The sequence below is a fragment of the Flavobacterium plurextorum genome (genome assembly GCF_024638035.1).
GTDB lineage: Bacteria > Bacteroidota > Bacteroidia > Flavobacteriales > Flavobacteriaceae > Flavobacterium > Flavobacterium plurextorum.
Genome location: NZ_CP100442.1, coordinates 3755545 through 3774833, shown reverse-complemented (window position 1 = coordinate 3774833; position 19289 = coordinate 3755545). Strand labels below are relative to the sequence as shown.

The following is a 19289-nucleotide window of genomic DNA, read 5'->3' as shown; positions in this document are numbered from 1 at the left end:
TTCTTTTTATGAATTTACAATTGTAAAAATAAAGATGTTTACTTTTGTAAACTAATCGAAAGACAATGAATTTAGAAGAATTATTTAACCAAAATAAAGAAGAATCTATTTCAGGACGTTACCTGACACTAGATCATATCAAGCCAATTTTAAACAAACTAAACACCGATAATCAAGTTAAAATTATTGGCAAATCTGTTTTAGGAGAACCTATATATAGTTATGAAATAGGAACAGGAGAAACTCGTATTTACTTATGGTCACAAATGCACGGCAACGAAAGCACAACGACCAAAGCACTTTTTGATTTTATAAATGTCCTAAACAGCAAATCTGAGTTTGCTGCAAAATTGCTTGATACTTTCACATTCTATAGTATTCCAATTCTAAATCCTGACGGAGCGCGTCTCTATACACGTGAAAACGCCAATAAAGTAGATCTAAATAGAGACTCACAAAATCTAACACAGCCAGAAAGTAACGTTTTACGAGAAGTTTTTGAAGCTTTCAAACCACATTATTGCTTTAACCTGCACGATCAGCGTACTATCTTTGGTGTAGCCGATACAGGAAAACCTGCAACAGTCTCTTTTTTAGCACCTTCTTATAATGAAGAGCGCGAAATAAACGATAATAGATTAAAAGCAATTAACCTAATTGCCGGCATCAATGATGAATTACAAAAACACATTCCGGGTCAAATAGGCCGATTTGATGATTCGTTTAATATAAATTGTATTGGTGATACTTTTCAGTTTTTAGGAGTGCCGACTATTTTATTTGAGGCAGGACATTTTGCGGGAGATTATGAGCGTGAGATCACGAGAAAGTTCATATTTTTCTCACTTATTCAAAGTTTTAAACTGCTTAGCGAAAACGATTTAGTTTACAACAGAATTAATGATTATTTGAATATTTCACAAAATAAACCTGTTTTTTATGATTTTATGTATAAAAACATCAAAATAAATTATGATGGTATCGAAATTATTACGAATTTTGTCGCACAATACAAAGAAGAATTGATTGAAAATAAGATTCATTTTAATGCCTACATAGTTGAAGCAGGCGATTTGGAAAATTATTTTGGACATTACGAATATGATGGAAATGGTGCTGTTTATTCTGATGACTATAGTGGTTTTCCGAAATTGAATCAAAAAGCAGATTTTTATTTAAATAAAAATATTAAATTTGTTAACGGGTTGATAAAAAGTTAATTTTTATGTGAATTTGTTGTTTTTTATATATATTTTTATACTTTGTAATAGCAATTAGTAATATTAATTAAAGAATTATGAGTAAATTTCGTTTAGATGAAGTAGATCACCAGATTTTAGATATGTTAATAGACAATACGAGAGTTCCGTTTACTGACATTGCAAAAAAATTATTGATATCTGCTGGTACAGTACATGTTAGAGTAAAAAAAATGGAGGATGCAGGAATAATCATGGGATCTTCATTAGCCTTAGATTACGATAAATTAGGGTATTCATTTATTGCTTACGTTGGGGTATTTCTTAATAATACATCTCAAACTAAATTTGTATTAGAGCGAATCAACCAAATTCCGTTCGTAACAGTTGCATCTGTAACGACAGGAAAATTTAATATCTTTTGTAAAATTAGAGCAAAAGATACAAAACATGCAAAAGAAGTTATTTTCATGATTGATGACATCGAAGGTGTTTACAGAACTGAAACAATGATTTCATTAGAAGAAAGTATTAACGACAAGAAGCGTTTGATGCATACTATTTTTAAAAATATGTAAGAATTCCTCTTGAATGCTATATTAAAAATATAACCTCAAGTTTATTCTTGGGGTTTTTTTATGACTAATTAACCAACCAACTACAACACAATTATGTACACGTTGCCAAAAATTGAACGCTTTAATCGAGATGTTCTTTCTAAATATCACATTTACAACAGTGTTTTTATAACATTACCTTTTGATTCTATAGATAATACAGGTGTTTTACTGCCATTATTTACAGAAACATGCGAAACAGGTTTTAAAAAACAAGAAACACCAAAAGAAATCTTTGATTTCTTTTCAAATAAATTCCTAAACAACGCTTCTGAGACTGAAAAAATCGACTTAATGTTTCGATTTATTCAATATATAGAGCGTCAAATTGTATTGTTTGATGCAATTGAAGATGCTGCTTTTCCAGAAGTAAACAATATGGAAGGAAGAGGTTCTTTGAGAGATATCAAAGAAAAATCAGATGCTAAGGAGAAAGACGACGAATTAATTCAGTTTCTAGAAGATTTCAATGTAAGAACCGTTTTAACAGCGCATCCAACTCAATTTTACCCAGGACCAGTTCTAGGAATTATCAACGATTTAACCGAAGCAATTCGTCAGAATGATTTATTACAGATAAAGCAATTACTGGCTCAACTTGGTAAAACTCCTTTTATTCAAAATGAAAAACCAAATCCTTACGACGAAGCCGTAAGTTTGATTTGGTATCTTGAAAATGTATTCTACGCTACATCTGGAGAAATTGTACATTATCTTCAAAAAAATATACTTAACGGAAACGCAATTCAAAATCAATTAATCAAATTAGGATTTTGGCCGGGCGGAGACAGAGATGGAAATCCTTTTGTAACTACCGAAATAACCCTTAAAGTAGCAGAACGTTTGCGTACTTCTATTTTAAAGTGTTATTATGTCGAAATGAGAAACCTTAAACGTAAGTTAACATTCTCAGGTGTAGATACTTTAGTATCTGAACTTGAACATAAACTTTATCGTTCTGTTTTTTACTCAAAAGGCGAAATTTATATTACGTTAGAAGAACTATTAAGCCAGTTAAACAAAATTAGAAGTATAATCATTGAGAAACATCAATCATTATATCTAGATGAATTGGAAGCTCTTTTAGTAAAAATCAATTTATTCGGATTCCATTTTGCAACATTAGATATTCGTCAGAACAGTAAAATTCATAACGTCGTTTTCAAAGATGTTGTCAATTTTTACCTAAACTCTGATTCAAATGTATTTCCAAAAAATTATTTTGAATTAACGGAAAACGAAAAAATTAGTATCTTATCTAAGGTAAAAGGAGATTTAAACCCAAGTAATTTCGAAGATGAAATTACAAGATCGACTTTAGAATCTGTGCAGGCAATAAAAACGATTCAAGAAAATAATGGTGAAGAGGGAGCTAATCGTTATATTATCAGCAACAATGAAAGTGCATTAAATGTAATGGAAACTTTTGCAATGATTCGTTTGAATAATTGGGAAGATCCTACAGTAGATATTATTCCGCTTTTTGAGTCAGTTGATGATTTACAAAATGCACATTCGATTATGGAGCAGTTGTATACTAATCCAGAATATTCTAAGCACTTACAAGCTAGAGGAAATAAGCAGACTATAATGCTTGGTTTCTCTGACGGAACAAAAGACGGCGGATATTTAATGGCGAACTGGAGTATTTATCAAGCTAAAATCTCACTTACTGAAATTTCTAGAAAATACGGAATTAAAGCTATTTTCTTTGATGGCCGCGGTGGGCCTCCAGCTCGTGGTGGTGGAAAAACGCATAAGTTTTATGCTTCTTTAGGTCCTAAAATTGAAAACAACGAAATTCAAATTACGGTTCAAGGTCAAACCATTAGTTCTAATTTTGGAACTTTAGATTCTTGTCGTTATAATATCGAAAACTTATTAAGTGCTGGTGTTACAAATCAAGTATTTAGTAAAGAAAAGAACGAACTTACTACTGAAGAAACTCAAGTTTTAACTCAATTAGCTGATTTAGGATATGAGAAATATTTAAACTTTAAAAATCATCCAAAGTTTATACCGTATTTAGAAAAGATGAGTACTTTGAAATATTACTCAAAAACAAATATCGGAAGTCGTCCTTCAAAAAGAAGTAAATCAGAATCATTAGATTTTGCTGATCTTAGAGCAATTCCATTTGTAGGTTCTTGGAGTCAGCTAAAACAAAATGTACCTGGATTTTTTGGAGTTGGTACTGCTTTAAAACATTTTGAAGATACTAACCAATGGGATAAAGTAAGTGATTTGTATCATAATTCTTTATTCTTCAAAACGCTGTTAGAAAATAGTATGATGTCGTTGGCAAAATCATTTTTACCATTAACAGCTTACATGAGAAATGATCCGGAATTTGGTGAATTTTGGCAGATTATTTACGACGAATTTTCAGAAACAAAACGTATGTTATTGAAAATTGCCGGTCATAAAACCCTTATGGAAAATTATCCTGATGGTATAGCATCGATTCAAATAAGAGAACGTATCGTGTTGCCTTTGTTGACAATACAACAATATGCTTTATTAAGAATTAATGAATTAAATAAGGATACTGCTAAAAATGAAGAGTTGATTAAAGTTTACGAAAAAATTGTAACTAGATCACTTTTCGGAAATACAAACGCAAGCAGAAATTCAGCATAAATTAAATTTAGACCTTTAATTTTTATAAAAATGTACAGCAATCAATTAGTAGAAAATGAATATTCAGGGCATTTTGGCACGTATATCAAACAAGCTGGTGACGGAAAATTAATAGAGGAATTAGAGATTTCATTACATGAATTTATAAGATTTGTTCAAAATATTCCGCTCGATAAATTTGATTACCGATATGCAGAAGGCAAGTGGACAATCAAAGATATTATTCAGCACATTATAGATTCTGAACGTGTTTTTGCATATCGCGCTTTGAGGTTTTCAAGAAATGATAAAACACCTTTATCGAGTTTTGAAGAAAATGATTACGCTGATAACGCAAATTCAAACAACAGAAGTATTCAAGATTTATTGACAGAATTGTCTGCATTGAGACATTCAACATTGTTGTTTTACAAAAGTTTATCTGAAGAACAGCTTAAAAATATTGGAACAGCTTCAAACAATCAGATTTCTGTTCGTGCTTTAGGTTTTGTAATAATTGGACATCAAAAACATCATCAAAAAGTTTTTGAAGAAAGATATTTGTAAAAGCTTGAAATAATTTTAAACAAAAAATCCTGTGAAGTATTTCACAGGATTTTTTGTTTAATTGAAATTTCTAACCACAGTTTGTCATTTTGACGAAGGAGAAATCTCCACAAACAGCTACTCAAATAAAATCCAATCTTTGTCGATCTTCTCGCTAAGATTTCTCTCCCGAGGCTTCGGGATCGAAATGACAAAAAAAGTCTTTTACTAAATTACACGGATTGTTTTTTCTCAATAAAAGCCAAACCAAATCTTATTTTGTCATAAGACATTTTTTCTTCAAAATAATCAAAGTATGATTTTAAAGCACTTGGCTTTTCTAATTCAATTTGAGCTTTTTCAATTGCTGTAATTTCATCTCCAGAAACAAATTGACTTAAATCGAAATCTTGCCCATCTACATAGAGTTTTGCCAAATGCGAAACTATTGTTGTTTTACTTACGCTTCTTCGTTCAGCAATTTCTTCAACGGAAAGTCCGCTTAAAAAAAGCTCTAAAGTTTTAGCATAGGTACTTTCTTTTTTTTCTTTCTTTACCGATTTATTTTTATGAAACTCAATAATGGCGTTTATAAACTCTGAGCCGTATTTTTCAAGCTTAACTTTTCCAACACCATCAACAGCGAGAAAATCATCATCAGTCATTGGTCTTAAAATTTCCATTTGTCTTAAAGCAGCGTCACTAAAAATTACATAAGCAGGAACTTCTTCTTCTTGTGCAATTTCGTAACGCAATTTTCGAAGTGTTTCAAAAAGAGAATTTTTTACTGGTTTTGCTTTTGCTTCTTTAATTTCATTTTTATCGATTACTTTTTTGACAACTGTTGTTAATTTTACTTTTTCACCTTCGAACAAAACTTTCTTCGCAAAAGAAGTCAATAAAATTTTATTGTGCTGATGAAAGGCAATTTCACAATAACCAAGATTAATTAACTGAATTAAATATTGATTCCAATCGTACCACGAAATGTCAGCGCCAATTCCGTACGTTTTTAGCGTTTGATAATTTTTTTCGTAGATATACGCATTTTTCGAGCCTCTTAAAAAATCAACAATTACTGCCAAAGATTCTGCTTCTTGCAAACGAGTAATAGCTGACAGTGCTTTTTGAGCTAAAACCGTTCCGTCAAAAAATGTTGGAGGATTTTTGCATATATCACAATTACCGCAATTTTCGGTTACTAATTCTCCAAAATACGAAAGAAGAATTTTTCGTCTGCAGCTTACAGCATCTGCATATTGCTTCATTCTTTCTAACTTTGCAAGCTGTACATCAGAATTTAATCCATCAGATGCAAATTTCTGAAGTTGTATTACATCTGCATAACTTTCAAAGAGAACAGTTTCAGCTGGAAGTCCGTCACGACCGGCGCGACCAATTTCCTGATAATAACCTTCTATATTTTTTGGAAGATTATAATGAATTACCCAGCGGACATTCGATTTATCGATTCCCATCCCGAAAGCAATTGTTGCACAAACCACCGAACAATCATCATTTATAAATTCATCTTGTGTTTTTGCACGAAGCTTATTATCCAAACCAGCATGATACGCTTTCGCTGTAATTCCGTTTTTCTGAAGTTTTTCTGCCAGTTCTTCAGTAGTTTTTCGGCTTAAGCAATAAATTATTCCAGATTCATTTGGTTTTCTTTCGACAAAATCAATAATTTGTTTAACACGATCCAAAGCTGGACGTACTTCTAAACTTAAATTTTTTCTATCAAAAGAAGCTACAAATGTTTTTGGATTTTTAAGATTAAGCTGTTTTGTAATATCGGTACGAGTTGCTTTATCTGCTGTTGCTGTTAATGCTAAAACTGGAGTAGAAGGGAAGCGGCTTTTTAAATAACCCAAATTAGTATATGCAGGACGAAAGTCATGACCCCAAGAAGAAATACAGTGCGCTTCATCAATCGCTATTAGACTTATTGTCAATTCATTGAAAACTGAATCTAAGTAAGATAAACTTTCTGGCGCAATATAAACCAGCTTAAAAGTATTGGATCTTAGGTTGTCTATATAAAATTGCTGCTCTTCACTTGATTGACTGCTGTTGATATAACATGCCGAAATTCCGTTGGTTTTCAAACTGTCAACTTGATCTTTCATTAAGGCGATCAATGGCGAAATCACAATTGTAATTCCTGGCAAAACTAAAGCCGGCAATTGAAAACAAATTGACTTTCCGCCGCCAGTTGGCATAATAGCCAATGTATCCTGACCAGAAAGTACTGTATTAATAATAGTTTCTTGGTTTGGTCTGAATTTTTCGAAACCAAAATTCTCTTTTAATTTGGCGTGTAGTAATTCTGATGTCATAGGGTAGATAATTTATGTTTTGAGAATATTTCAAAACAATAAATATAGTAATTTTCTTATCTTTTTAAACTGTTGTAATTAATAAAAAAAGGAACTCTAAAAGAGTTCCCTTATTTTATTTAAAAAGAAAATGACTAATCTTCATCATCCTCGTCTTCGTCGTCGTCAGCTATATCATCTTTATCTTCATCATCCTCATCATCACCGCCATCTGTATCAGGCTTGTCTTGATTATCATCCTCTTCATCGTCATCGTCGTCGTCATTATCAAGATCGATTCCTTTTACTGGCTCGATTGTATCTACATCAAGATCGATATCATCATCTTCGTCGTAATTTTCGATTCTATCTGCAAGCTTAGTACTAATTTTTACTAAATAAATAGTGTCTTCAGTACGAACTTCAACAGCTTCTACTAATTCGTTTTTAGCGTTTCTAAAACGGATAACATCCGAATCATCATAACCATCAGGAAATTTTTCTACTAAAAGGTTTAAAATTTCATTGGTAAGTTTAGCGTAGTCTACTATAACTCTCTTCATAAAAATATCCTATAAATCTAATAAATATGCAAAAATTAATGGAGCAACAATTGTAGCATCCGACTCAATAATAAATTTTGGAGTTTTAATATCTAATTTACCCCAAGTAATTTTTTCATTTGGAACAGCTCCAGAATAAGAACCATAACTTGTTGTAGAATCTGATATTTGACAGAAATAACTCCAGAATGGAACGTCATGCATTTCCATATCTTGGTAAAGCATTGGTACAACGCAGATAGGGAAATCTCCTGCAATACCACCACCAATTTGGAAAAACCCGATACCGTTTTGGCTGTTTTTTGAGTACCAGTCCGCTAGGAAAGTCATGTACTCAATACCTGATTTCATTGTTGAGGCTTTTAATTCTCCTTTAATAACATATGATGCGAAAATATTTCCCATTGTACTATCTTCCCATCCAGGAACGATAATTGGAAGATTTTTTTCGGCAGCTGCATACATCCAGCTGTCTTTTAAGTCAATTTCATAGTATTCTTCAAGAACACCTGATAATAACATTTTGTACATGAATTCATGTGGAAAATAACGTTCTCCATTATCATCAGCGTCTTTCCAGATTTTGTAGATGTGCTTTTGTAAACGTCTAAAAGCTTCATGCTCAGGAATACAAGTATCTGTAACACGATTCAAACCTTTTTCAAGTAAAGCCCATTCGTCTTCTGGTGTCAAGTCACGGTAATTAGGAACTCTTTCGTAATGAGAATGAGCTACTAAATTCATAATATCCTCTTCTAGATTGGCTCCAGTACATGAAATAATTTGTACTTTATCTTGTCTAATTATTTCAGCAAAAATTTTACCAATTTCTGCGGTACTCATTGCTCCAGCCATACTCACCAACATCTTAGATCCATTTGCTAATTGTTGCTCATACTCTTTGGCTGCATCTACTAGTGAAGCAGAATTAAAGTGTAAATAATGTTTTTCAATAAACTGACTGATTGGTCCTTTCATTTCTTTTTGTTTTTTATTTTTTTTTTTGAATTAAAAGCTTTTAACCTTTTTACGATGTTATGCAAATTAATAATTTTTTAAGTATGAACTTTTAATTTGCATTCTTTTTTTTTACAATTTTTTCTTGTACCCTAAAATCTTCAATACATCGTCTGAAGTCTGCTGTTCAGAGAAAACCTCTGTAGCCAGTATACCATTTTCATCACGATCAATTAAAATATGCTTAGGCTGTGGAATCAAACAGTGGTGTAAACCTCCGTAACCTCCGATAGTTTCTTGATACGCACCTGTATTAAAGAAACCAATATAAAGCGGTTTTTCTTTGTTGTATTTAGGCAGATAAATCGCGTTCATATTCTGTTCTGAATTGTAATAATCGTCACTATCACAAGTCAAACCACCTAATAAAACCCGTTCGTAAGTATCATTCCAGCGGTTAATTGCCAGCATAATAAAACGTTTGTTTATAGCCCAAGTATCTGGCAAAGTTGTAATGAATGATGAGTCGATCATATTCCATTTTTCTCTATCATTTTGTTGTTTTTGATACAAGATTTGATAGATAGCTCCGCCGCTTTCGCCTACTGTAAATGAACCAAATTCAGTAAAAATATTTGGCACATCAACTTCAGCTTCATCACAAGCAATTTTAATTTGATTGATAATTTCATCAATCATATATTGATAATCATATTCGAATGCAAGTGAATTTTTAATTGGGAAACCACCTCCAATGTTCAAACCATCAAGAGTAGGGCATTCCTTTTTAAGTGCAATGTATACTTTAATACATTTTACAAGCTCATTCCAGTAATATGATGTATCATTAATTCCAGTATTAATGAAAAAGTGAAGCATTTTAAGCTCTAATTTGTCATTTTCCTGAATCTGTTTTTTGTAGAATGAAACGATATTCTTATATCCAATTCCTAATCTAGAAGTATAAAACTCAAATTTCGGCTCTTCCTCAGCAGCGATACGAATTCCAATTTTGAATTTTCCTTTGATTTCACCCTGAAGCAAATCAAGTTCTTCATAGTTATCAATAATCGGAATAGTATTTTTATGTCCGTTGTTGATTAATCTAGCGATATTAGTAATGTACTCGTCTCTTTTAAAACCATTACAAATTACATAAGTACTTTTGTTGATTTTTCCGTTCTCTAATAAGTTCTCAACAATGTTAACATCAAAAGCAGAAGATGTTTCGATATGAATATTGTTTTTGAAAGCTTCATTCATAATATATTCAAAATGAGAGCTTTTTGTACAATAACAATAGTAATATTTTGCTTCGTATTTATTTTTTTCCATTGATTTTCTGAACCAAGCTTTTGCTTTATTGATGTTTTCAGAAATCTGAGGAAGATAAGTAAACTTTAATGGCGTACCATATTGTTCAACCAATTTCATCAAATCGATGTTGTGAAACTGAAGGTTGTCTTTGTTTAATTTAAACTCCGTTTGTGGAAAGTAGTATGTTTGATTTATTAGATCAGAATATTTTGTATTCATTTATTTTTCAATATTTTAAGTTGTAATTTTTAAATTTAGGTACTGTGCTAAATCTAAAATTCAAACTCTAATATTGGCAAATATAATTTGCAGTTTTTCGTGTTCGGCCTTTGAACATTGGAAAACATCAAAACAAAACGGACTTTTACTATTATAAAAACGGTTCAACATTCTTAGTAAAGAACTGTTGAGACGGTTTCTGTAAGAGCTGAATTGTCTTTGTTTATTGTTTGTTTTCATCGTGGCAAATGTAAAAAATAATATATACCTAAAGCAATGCTTTTTATTAAAAAAAGTTTAAGATTTATAATCTTGAAACGCCTCTAGAATCAATTTATTTTCAACGGATTGATTAATTTTTATTTTACCGATTCCTTCAATCAAGGCAAATTGAATTAAACCGTATTCATTTTTTTTGTCGTGAACGAGCAATTCAAGGATAGGATCTATGTCATTTTCTTCCACTTTTACATCATCATAAATACTCTTAATTGCAGTTTTAATCTCGTTGTATTCGGCTTCAGAAATTAAATTTTTATGCAAAGAAATATAGCTTTCTAGTATCATACCGATCGCAATTGCTTCACCGTGTAATAAAGTAGTTTTGTTTTCACTTTCTAAAAAGTAACTTTCTATCGCATGACCTAAAGTATGACCAAAATTCAATGCTTTACGTATGTTTTTTTCTGTTGGATCCTGAATTACGATTTCATTTTTAATCTCTACAGAACGATATATTAATTCATCCAGAGTATCGTAATCAATTTCTTTTAAGTCTAAAAATTGTTTCCAATATGCTGCATCGTATATTAAACCGTGTTTCAGCATTTCGGCTAAACCAGAACGCATTTCACTTTGTGGCAGAGTTTGAAGATAATCTGTATCGATTAAAACCATTTGCGGTACATTAATAACACCTATTTGGTTTTTAAGATTTCCTAAATCTACTCCTGTTTTTCCTCCAACAGAAGCATCAACCATAGATAATAGAGTAGTTGGAATATTAATAAAATCAACCCCTCTTTTAAAAGTAGAAGCCACAAAACCGCCCAAATCAGTAACAACGCCACCGCCAAGATTAATTACAAGTGATTTTCGGTCTGCACCAAGTTCTGTAAGTACATTCCAGATTTGAATACATGTTTCTATATTTTTGTTAGCTTCTCCAGCCTCAAACTCAATAATTTCTATATTAAGATCTGTTTCAATTACCGGCAAAAGCTTAGGCAGACAAAACTCATTTGTTTTATCATCAACAATTATAAAAAGGTTTGAATATTTATTCTCTTTTAAATGTTTATTTAAAGCTTCGTATGCATTTTGGTTAAAATGCACCAGATAATTATTGGCTTGAATTGACTTCATAAATTCTTAGGTTAATTGAAAGCGCAAAATAAGGCATTTTTAAGCAATAATTATTCAATTTTTGATGCAATTTTGTTTTAAAATCAAGCAGTACAACTGTTTTCAGAGCTGCTAATCGATACTTTTACAAATGTATATTTCCTTAAAAGTAAAGTTTTACCTAAATAATTTGATATTTCTAAGAATGTTATTAACGATACCGAAAAATTTGCCCCTGTTTAGTAAATAATATTCAAAACACTCTTTATATTTGCATAAAAACTAAACTTAATGGAAAAAATATTCGATAACACACAAGTTGCATTTTCACTAAAAAGTGATACGGAACTTGATAGGGCTTATTTTCTTTTTAAAATGATTGACAGTGAGCCTTTAGTAAGAATTGGAACTGCTGTTACTAATTTTGCAATCAAAGCACATCTTCCTGTTGAAGGATTGATTCGTGCTACAGTTTTTGACCATTTTTGTGGTGGTGTAAATGAAGACGATTGTATTACAGTAGTAGATAAAATGTTTACAAAAGGAGTTTCATCTGTACTAGATTACTCTGTTGAAGGAAAAGAAGAGGAAGAGCAGTTTGATGCTGCTTTACAAATGACCTTAAAAACTATTGAATTTGCAAAAGAGCGTTTAGCTATTCCTTTTGCAGTTTTTAAACCAACTGGTTTAGGACGTTTTGAATTGTATGAAAAACTAGGAGAAAAACAGACATTATCTCCTGCAGAACAAGCAGAATGGGATAGAGTAGCAGCTCGTTTTGACCAAGTTTGCAGTGAAGCACATAAAAAAGACGTTGCATTATTAATTGATGGTGAAGAAAGCTGGATGCAAGATGCAGCCGATGATTTAGTGACCGAAATGATGCGCAAATACAATAAAGAAAAAGCAATTGTATTCAATACATTGCAAATGTATCGTTGGGATCGTTTGGACTATTTAAAAAAACTACATGAAATCGCTAAAAAAGAAGGCTTTTTTATTGGAATGAAATTGGTTCGTGGTGCTTACATGGAAAAAGAAAACAAACGTGCAGAAGAAAAAGGTTATGTTTCGCCAATTTGTGTTTCTAAAGAAGCTACAGATGTAAACTATGACAGCGCTGTACATTATATGTTAGACCATTTAGAAACGATGTCAATATTTGCAGGTACTCATAACGAATTAAGCTCTTATAAGCTTATGGAAATGATGGCTCAAAGAGGTATTGCAAAAAATGATAACAAAATTTGGTTTGGACAGTTATACGGAATGAGCGATAATATTAGTTACAACTTAGCCGAAAACGGTTATAATGTTGCTAAATATCTTCCTTTTGGACCTGTAAAAGATGTTATGCCGTACTTAATTCGTCGTGCTGAAGAAAACACTTCGGTTGCAGGACAAACAAGCCGCGAATTATCAATGATAAAAGCGGAACGCAAACGTAGAAAAGGAAAATAATCTTCCCTTAAGAACAAAAAAAGCCTCTTAAATTTAAGAGGCTTTTTTTATGCTGTTTTTTAAAACTATTTAATTCCTAATCGAGATTTCAATTTCAGAAATAAAAGTCCGATTTTATAAGCATCTTCAGCTGATGAGTTTCGATCGCTTTTTGGGATTTTATAAATTTCACATAGATCATTTAATGAAAACTGCTTGTCGTTAATGTCCGTTAATTTACGATACATAACATCAACATCTAAAGCTTCATTTTTAAGTCTGCCGCAATTTAATCGTTCCAAAGCTGCATTAAGCATTTCTATATCAAAATTTATATGATGACCCACTAGAATTGCATTTCCAATAAAGTTAACAAAAGCTTCAACCGCATCAGGTTCAGGCATTTTCATCATTTTACTTTCAATGATAAACTCATTTGAGAGTCCGTTATCCTGTAGAAATTTGTACTGAAGTAAAACGGCTTCAAAATTTTCTTTAATTAAAATACTGTCTTCCACAACAGAAAATGCTCCCAAAGACAGAATGACGTCTTTGTTTGGATTTAAACCGGATGTTTCAGTCGACAACACCACAAACTTGGAAGGTTTCGTTTCTAATTTAGTCAAATAATCCTTCCAAAAATCTGGATATTCTTTATTAATATTTTTAAGCCAGTCTAGCATATTTACGAGAATTGTGTAAGTTGAAATTTACTCTTAATAAGTTCCTCAAGGTCTTTCATCGGGGTTAAAGCATTTTTTAACTTTTCTTTGTCTGTTTTAGACATTTCTCTTAAATTAATGTATTGCCCTGAATCATCATTTTTCAAACCTTCAACAGTTCTAAATTTTGAAAGTGTTAGAAAAGCTTCAGCACAACTTAAATATATTTCGGCATTCTTAGAATCGGTAATTGCTAATTGTTTGAATCTTAAATAGGTATTTTTAATTCCTTTTATATTAGCATTCAAAATTAACAAACGTGCGCCATCAATCAACGGCATTAGAGCACGGGTTTTAATATCAAATTTAGTTTTATGCGGACCGTCTTCTTCTACAATGAATTTTTTGAAAAAGCTTAAAGGAGAATTTCTCTTTAAGGCGTCGTTTCCTAAAAAGTCGAAGAATAAGGTATTGTTTACAGCATTTTTAAAAATCACATTTTCGATAACTTCTTCAATTTTTGGCTCACCAAAAACAATCTCATAATCAAAGAAAATAGAACTTAAATCGTTACTGTTTTCACCTGGAGTATTCATCCAGCTGTTGTACTGTTTCGTCCAGTCTGTCAACGACTTACACCAAAGCATATTACTTCCCATATGTCCATTTGGACAATATTCGTAACCTACTTTTTCAAGAATAGAAGTAGTTCTTTTTGCCAGTCTTAAAAAATAATCTTTTACTTCTCTGTATTTTTCAGGAGCTACATCTTCAAAGATCAAAATACTGTCTTGATCTGTTAATAAAAGCTGTTCCTTACGACCTTGACTTCCTATACTTAACCATGCAAAACGAGCAGGAGGAGAGCCTAAATCTAAAATTGATAACTCGACAGCACGTTTAATAATTGCCAAATTAATCTCACTAGCAATATTGCTGATATGAGAAATTGGTATGTTTTTTTGAATTGAATTCTGAATTAAATCTGATAATCGATCGCGTATCTGTTTTAAATCTTTTGGTAACTGCGAACGTTTAATTTCTTTAATTAAAACACCAGGGTTACTTGCTTGAGCTACAATTAAATCGTGCTCAGAAATAATTCCTTTTACCGCAGATTTACTTGTACCGTCTTTTGTTACGCATAAATGCGAAACATTGTGTTTCAGCATTAATAATTGCGCTTCGGCCAAAGAAACGTTCTCGATTACTGTAACGACAGGCGAGGACATAATTTTGTCTATAGTTTCAGATATTGGATAACGACCAGTCGCAATTTTTGAAGACAAATCGGCATTTGTAACAATACCAATTGGTTTTGTTTTCTCAGTAACCACAATATTATCTACCATAGATTCCGTCATTAAAATCGCAACATCTTTTACAATATGATGCGCCTCAGTTGTTAACGGAGAATTATTATAGGCTAAAGATTGTATGTATTGCATTTCAGACTGCTGATCTATATAGCTGTTGTCAGCATCTAATTTTCCATTAGAACGCACATTATCTTTAGTATGTCTTGAATTTATTGCAAAACTTTCCAATAAAAAATTTAAAACGTCAGGATTATTAGCCACAAATGGTCTAAAAACAGCAATTGGAATAGCATAAATTATACTTTCTTCACGCGCTTTTGCAGTCATCATGTAGTTGTTTTTGGCAAAAAACGGACGTAAACCAAAAATATCACCTTCATGACATTTATTTATAATCGTTTCCTCAGCATCGGCAATTGTTGTCAAATTAATAACACCAGATGCTACAACATAAAAACTGTCATGCAATAAATCATTATTTTGAAACAATACAGCATGTTTTTCTAAATTGATAACACGAATATTAGTAGCAATCTCTGATAATTCCTGAAAAGTTAAATTATCAAACGGCGGGTATTCTTTTAAAAAATCTGCAATATGCTCAGCAATTGTATTCATAGAGTTGATATTTTTTTTAAAGTATCTAATGTAAAAATAATAAAATTTAGTTTCACTTTGAACGCATCTTGATTAGAAAGTGATTATTTTAAAGAAATGTTAAGATTTAGCAAATTCAAGGCTTTAAAATGCATTTTGTCATTTCAAATAAAACTTTTACGCAATAGACTTTCTAAAGAATGTACTTCATAAGATATCGCTGAGATTTCAATATTTCCAAAATTTTAATATGGAAGTGTATTTATGAGATTCTCGCGGCTTTAATTTTCTATTTTACATAATATAAATTATAGTTCAAATTGTATACATTTATTTAGTCAGCGATAAGAACGGCTGAAAATCTAAAAAGCACCACAATTGCGGTGCTTTTTATAAAAATTCTCTATTATTTTAATTTCTTCAAATAAACCGACTTACCATTTAAGGAAACGTTTATTTCGTTATTTTTTTCAGAAAAAGTTGTTCTTAAAGCATTTCCTTTAAAAATTGAAACATCACCGTAAACTTTTCCAGTTTCATCAGAAACATATTCAAATGATAATTTTTTATTTCCCGGTTCAATGCCAATTTTATAGCTGGAAAATTTTGAAGAACTTACGTCAAATTCTTGCTGAGAATCGATTATATTTCCGTCAGCGTAAAAATTTGTAATTGTCTTGTTTAATGTGATATCAGGATAATACTGATTTACTTTTTTTAATAATTCGTACTGTTCAGTGCTGACATCTTCTTTTTTTGATGTAATTGTCTGTGCAAATGAAACAGCTGTAAAAACTAGCGATAACAACAAAATATACTTCTTCATAATTTCTTAATTTTTAAGATTAATAATGCTTTGTTTTAGATATAAATGTGTTTAATTCTAATACAAGATATGAAATCTTTACCTTTGCAAAAAATTAAACGCCTTTTATTTCAAAAAATGACTACAAAAAAATATATTAAACTCATACTTATTTTAGGTTCTTTGACTGCGCTTGGTCCTTTTTCAATCGATATGTATTTACCTGGTTTTTCAGATATTGCAAAAGATTTGAACACAACTGTTGCAAAGGTCTCTATGAGTTTGTCTAGTTATTTTGTAGGAATTTCAGCTGGACAGTTACTTTATGGTCCTTTATTGGACAGATTTGGACGAAAAAAACCATTATTTATTGGTTTATTAGTCTATATTTTAGCTTCATTAGGCTGTATATATGTTACTAATATTGATTCGTTTATATTTTTACGTTTTGTTCAAGCCATTGGAAGTTGTGCTGCTACAGTTGCATCAGTTGCAATGGTTAGAGATTTATTTCCTGTTAAAGATATTCCTAAGGTTTTTTCGTTATTAATGCTTGTCGTTGGGCTTTCGCCAATGCTGGCACCAACAGTTGGCGGATATGTTACTGAGGATTTTGGCTGGCATACTGTATTTTTAATTTTAATGTTTATGGGAATTTTTATTCTGGCAGCTTCACAAATTGGTCTGCCAAACACCTATAAACCAGATCCGTCAATATCTTTAAAACCAAAACCCATTATTACCAATTTTCTAAAAGTATTAAAAGAACCTCAGTTTTACACTTATGCTTTTACTGGAGCAATCGCTTTTTCTGGATTATTTTCGTATGTAGCGGCCTCTCCTATCATTTTTATGGATATTTATCATGTTGATGCCAAAACTTATGGTTGGATTTTTGCTTTTATGTCTGTAAGTTTTATTGGTTCCAGTCAATTAAATTCTATTTTATTGAAGCGATTTTCTAGTGAGCAAATGATATATGGCGCTTTGATTTCGCAATCTGTGGTAAGTATTGTTTTTCTAATTTTATCTTTAAATAATCTTTTGGGATTATATGAAACTATTGGAATGTTGTTTTTATTCTTGGCTTGTTTAGGAATTTCAAATCCAAATACTGCTGGATTAACTTTGGCTCCGTTTGCAAAAAATACTGGAAGTGCTTCTGCACTAATGGGTGCAATTCAATTAGGAATTGGTGCTTTTGCATCATTTGCGATTGGTATTTTTGTAAAAGATTCTATTGCGCCAATGGTTGCTATTATGACTACAACAACAATAACAGCTTTTATTGTTCTAAATATTGGAAAACGTTTTATTAAACATAAAGTAGAACTATTAGAAAATGACGATGTTGTTATTGGGCATTAGATTTTTAAGTTCCAAAAATTCCGTATACTTATAAAAAAAACAGAATCTTTTTAGATTCTGTTTTTTTTACGCTTGTTCCAGTTTTGGAATTTTTAATATTGAGATTTACCGCTCTAAGATCTCTTATCTGGTCTAATGATCATTCTAAGTGATTGATCTCTTGCGAAATAAGCAACCATCCAATTCCAAAAAGTATTTAACCTGTTTCTGTATGTAATTAAGGAAATTAAGTGAATAAATAACCAAATTACCCAGGCAAAGAATCCTTTAAAATGCCATTTAGGACTTGGTAAATCTACTACAGCTTTATTTTTTCCAATAATTGCCATTGATCCTTTGTCTATATAAGCAAATGCTTTTAAAGGTTTATTCTGTGCTATTGCTTTAAAATTTTTAGCTAGATTTAACCCTTGTTGTATCGCAACTTGTGCAACTTGCGGATGTCCGTCAGGAAAATTTTTATCTCCAGCTAAAATTGCGGTATCACCAATTGCATAAATATTTTCAAAACCGTTTACTTTATTGTACTCATTTGTCGCCATGCGTCTGCCGCGTCCGTAACTCTCTTGTGGAATTCCGTCAAAAAGTTTAGCAGAAACTCCAGCAGCCCAAATTAAGTTTTTGGTTTGAATTTTTTCTCCATTTTCAAAAAAGACTGTATCATCAACATAATCCGTTACTCTTGTGTGTAATTTTACAACAACTCCTAAATTTGTAAGTGCTTCTAAAGTATCTTTTTGCGAAGCTTTACTCATTGGCGAAAGGAGAGCGTCTCCCCCATCGACTAAATAAACATTGCTGGCAGATGTTTCTAGTTCAGGATATTCTTTTAGCAGAATGTTTTTTCGCATTTCAGCAAACATCCCTGAAACCTCTACTCCTGTTGGTCCGCCACCTGCAACAACAATAGTTAATAATTTACGACGTTTACGGATATCTTTTGTGATTGCTGCTTTTTCAAGGTTTTTAAGCAGTGTATTACGCATTTCGATGGCATCATTTAAGGTTTTCATCGGAATAGCGTTTTTCATTACATTTTCCATTCCAAAGTAACTAGTTTCAGCTCCAGTTGCAAAAACCAAGTGATCGTAGGTCAATTCGCCGTTATTAAGGATAATTTTATTCTCAGCAGGAACTACTGAAAGTAATTCGCCTAAACGGAACTGCAGGTTTTTCTTTCCTGCAAAAAATTTTCTAAAAGGATAGCTAATGCTTGAAGGTTCTAAAAAAGCTGTAGCAACTTGATATATAAGCGGTGGAAAAAAGTTATAATTGTTTTTATCTACAAGAGTAACCTGTATTTGAGGGTGGTTTACAAGTTCCTTTGCTAGATTGATTCCTGCAAAACCACCTCCTATGATGACTATCTTCATATTATATGTTGTTATTAAGTAGG

The 19289-nt window shown here is 31.6% G+C and carries 15 protein-coding genes; 6 read left to right on the top strand and 9 right to left on the bottom strand.

Going from position 1 to position 19289, the window contains the following annotated elements; all coding sequences use genetic code 11:
- Positions 1-65: 65 nt before the first annotated feature.
- The 4 genes from NLG42_RS16730 to NLG42_RS16715 all read left to right on the top strand — a co-directional run bounded on the left by NLG42_RS16730 (position 66) and on the right by NLG42_RS16715 (position 5002).
- Positions 66-1220 carry a M14 family metallopeptidase gene (locus NLG42_RS16730; RefSeq protein WP_257681620.1) on the top strand — a complete coding sequence of 385 codons (1155 nt, stop codon included), beginning with the start codon at positions 66-68 and terminating at the stop codon, positions 1218-1220.
- A 77-nt stretch (positions 1221-1297) separates the two neighbouring features.
- Positions 1298-1777, top strand: a complete 480-nt coding sequence (locus NLG42_RS16725; protein ID WP_007805990.1) for an Lrp/AsnC family transcriptional regulator — start codon at positions 1298-1300, stop codon at positions 1775-1777.
- A 93-nt stretch (positions 1778-1870) separates the two neighbouring features.
- Entirely contained in the window at positions 1871-4456 is a 2586-nt protein-coding gene (locus tag NLG42_RS16720; protein WP_257681619.1) for a phosphoenolpyruvate carboxylase, read from the top strand.
- Positions 4457-4486: 30 nt separating this feature from the next.
- The gene (locus NLG42_RS16715) at positions 4487-5002 is read left to right on the top strand and encodes a DinB family protein (protein WP_257681618.1); all 516 of its coding nucleotides are present in this window, start codon (positions 4487-4489) and stop codon (positions 5000-5002) included.
- A 212-nt stretch (positions 5003-5214) separates the two neighbouring features.
- On the opposite strand, the gene recQ is transcribed toward NLG42_RS16715, so the two are convergent.
- The 5 genes from recQ to aroB form a co-directional block, all read right to left on the bottom strand.
- The gene (recQ, locus tag NLG42_RS16710) at positions 5215-7323 is read right to left on the bottom strand and encodes a DNA helicase RecQ (protein ID WP_257681617.1); all 2109 of its coding nucleotides are present in this window, start codon (positions 7321-7323) and stop codon (positions 5215-5217) included.
- A 134-nt stretch (positions 7324-7457) separates the two neighbouring features.
- Positions 7458-7865: a DNA primase gene (locus tag NLG42_RS16705; RefSeq protein WP_089057812.1), complete on the bottom strand. Its 408-nt coding sequence runs from the start codon at positions 7863-7865 to the stop codon at positions 7458-7460.
- 9 nt (positions 7866-7874) lie between these two features.
- A complete protein-coding gene (locus tag NLG42_RS16700) occupies positions 7875-8843 on the bottom strand; it encodes a deoxyhypusine synthase family protein (RefSeq protein WP_089055694.1) in 969 nt (322 codons plus the stop codon).
- A 111-nt stretch (positions 8844-8954) separates the two neighbouring features.
- Positions 8955-10358: a type III PLP-dependent enzyme domain-containing protein gene (locus NLG42_RS16695; RefSeq protein WP_089057813.1), complete on the bottom strand. Its 1404-nt coding sequence runs from the start codon at positions 10356-10358 to the stop codon at positions 8955-8957.
- Positions 10359-10655: 297 nt separating this feature from the next.
- Positions 10656-11723, bottom strand: coding sequence for a 3-dehydroquinate synthase (gene aroB, locus NLG42_RS16690; protein WP_089057814.1), 1068 nt, complete (start codon positions 11721-11723; stop codon positions 10656-10658).
- A 270-nt stretch (positions 11724-11993) separates the two neighbouring features.
- Between aroB and NLG42_RS16685 the strand changes: the two genes are divergently transcribed.
- A complete protein-coding gene (locus NLG42_RS16685) occupies positions 11994-13163 on the top strand; it encodes a proline dehydrogenase family protein (RefSeq protein ID WP_257681616.1) in 1170 nt (389 codons plus the stop codon).
- Positions 13164-13228: 65 nt separating this feature from the next.
- Here NLG42_RS16685 and NLG42_RS16680 read toward each other — a convergent pair whose 3' ends face one another.
- The 3 genes from NLG42_RS16680 to NLG42_RS16670 form a co-directional block, all read right to left on the bottom strand.
- The gene (locus tag NLG42_RS16680) at positions 13229-13825 is read right to left on the bottom strand and encodes a 3'-5' exonuclease (protein ID WP_089055690.1); all 597 of its coding nucleotides are present in this window, start codon (positions 13823-13825) and stop codon (positions 13229-13231) included.
- A gap of 2 nt (positions 13826-13827) precedes the next feature.
- Positions 13828-15741 carry a DUF294 nucleotidyltransferase-like domain-containing protein gene (locus tag NLG42_RS16675; protein ID WP_089057816.1) on the bottom strand — a complete coding sequence of 638 codons (1914 nt, stop codon included), beginning with the start codon at positions 15739-15741 and terminating at the stop codon, positions 13828-13830.
- 385 nt (positions 15742-16126) lie between these two features.
- The gene (locus NLG42_RS16670; protein ID WP_099718279.1) at positions 16127-16546 is read right to left on the bottom strand and encodes a hypothetical protein; all 420 of its coding nucleotides are present in this window, start codon (positions 16544-16546) and stop codon (positions 16127-16129) included.
- Positions 16547-16663: 117 nt separating this feature from the next.
- Between NLG42_RS16670 and NLG42_RS16665 the strand changes: the two genes are divergently transcribed.
- The gene (locus tag NLG42_RS16665) at positions 16664-17893 is read left to right on the top strand and encodes a multidrug effflux MFS transporter (RefSeq protein ID WP_089057925.1); all 1230 of its coding nucleotides are present in this window, start codon (positions 16664-16666) and stop codon (positions 17891-17893) included.
- 113 nt (positions 17894-18006) lie between these two features.
- Here the strand turns inward: NLG42_RS16665 and NLG42_RS16660 are convergent, their stop codons facing one another.
- Entirely contained in the window at positions 18007-19266 is a 1260-nt protein-coding gene (locus NLG42_RS16660; RefSeq protein WP_089055678.1) for an NAD(P)/FAD-dependent oxidoreductase, read from the bottom strand.
- Positions 19267-19289: the final 23 nt, after the last annotated feature.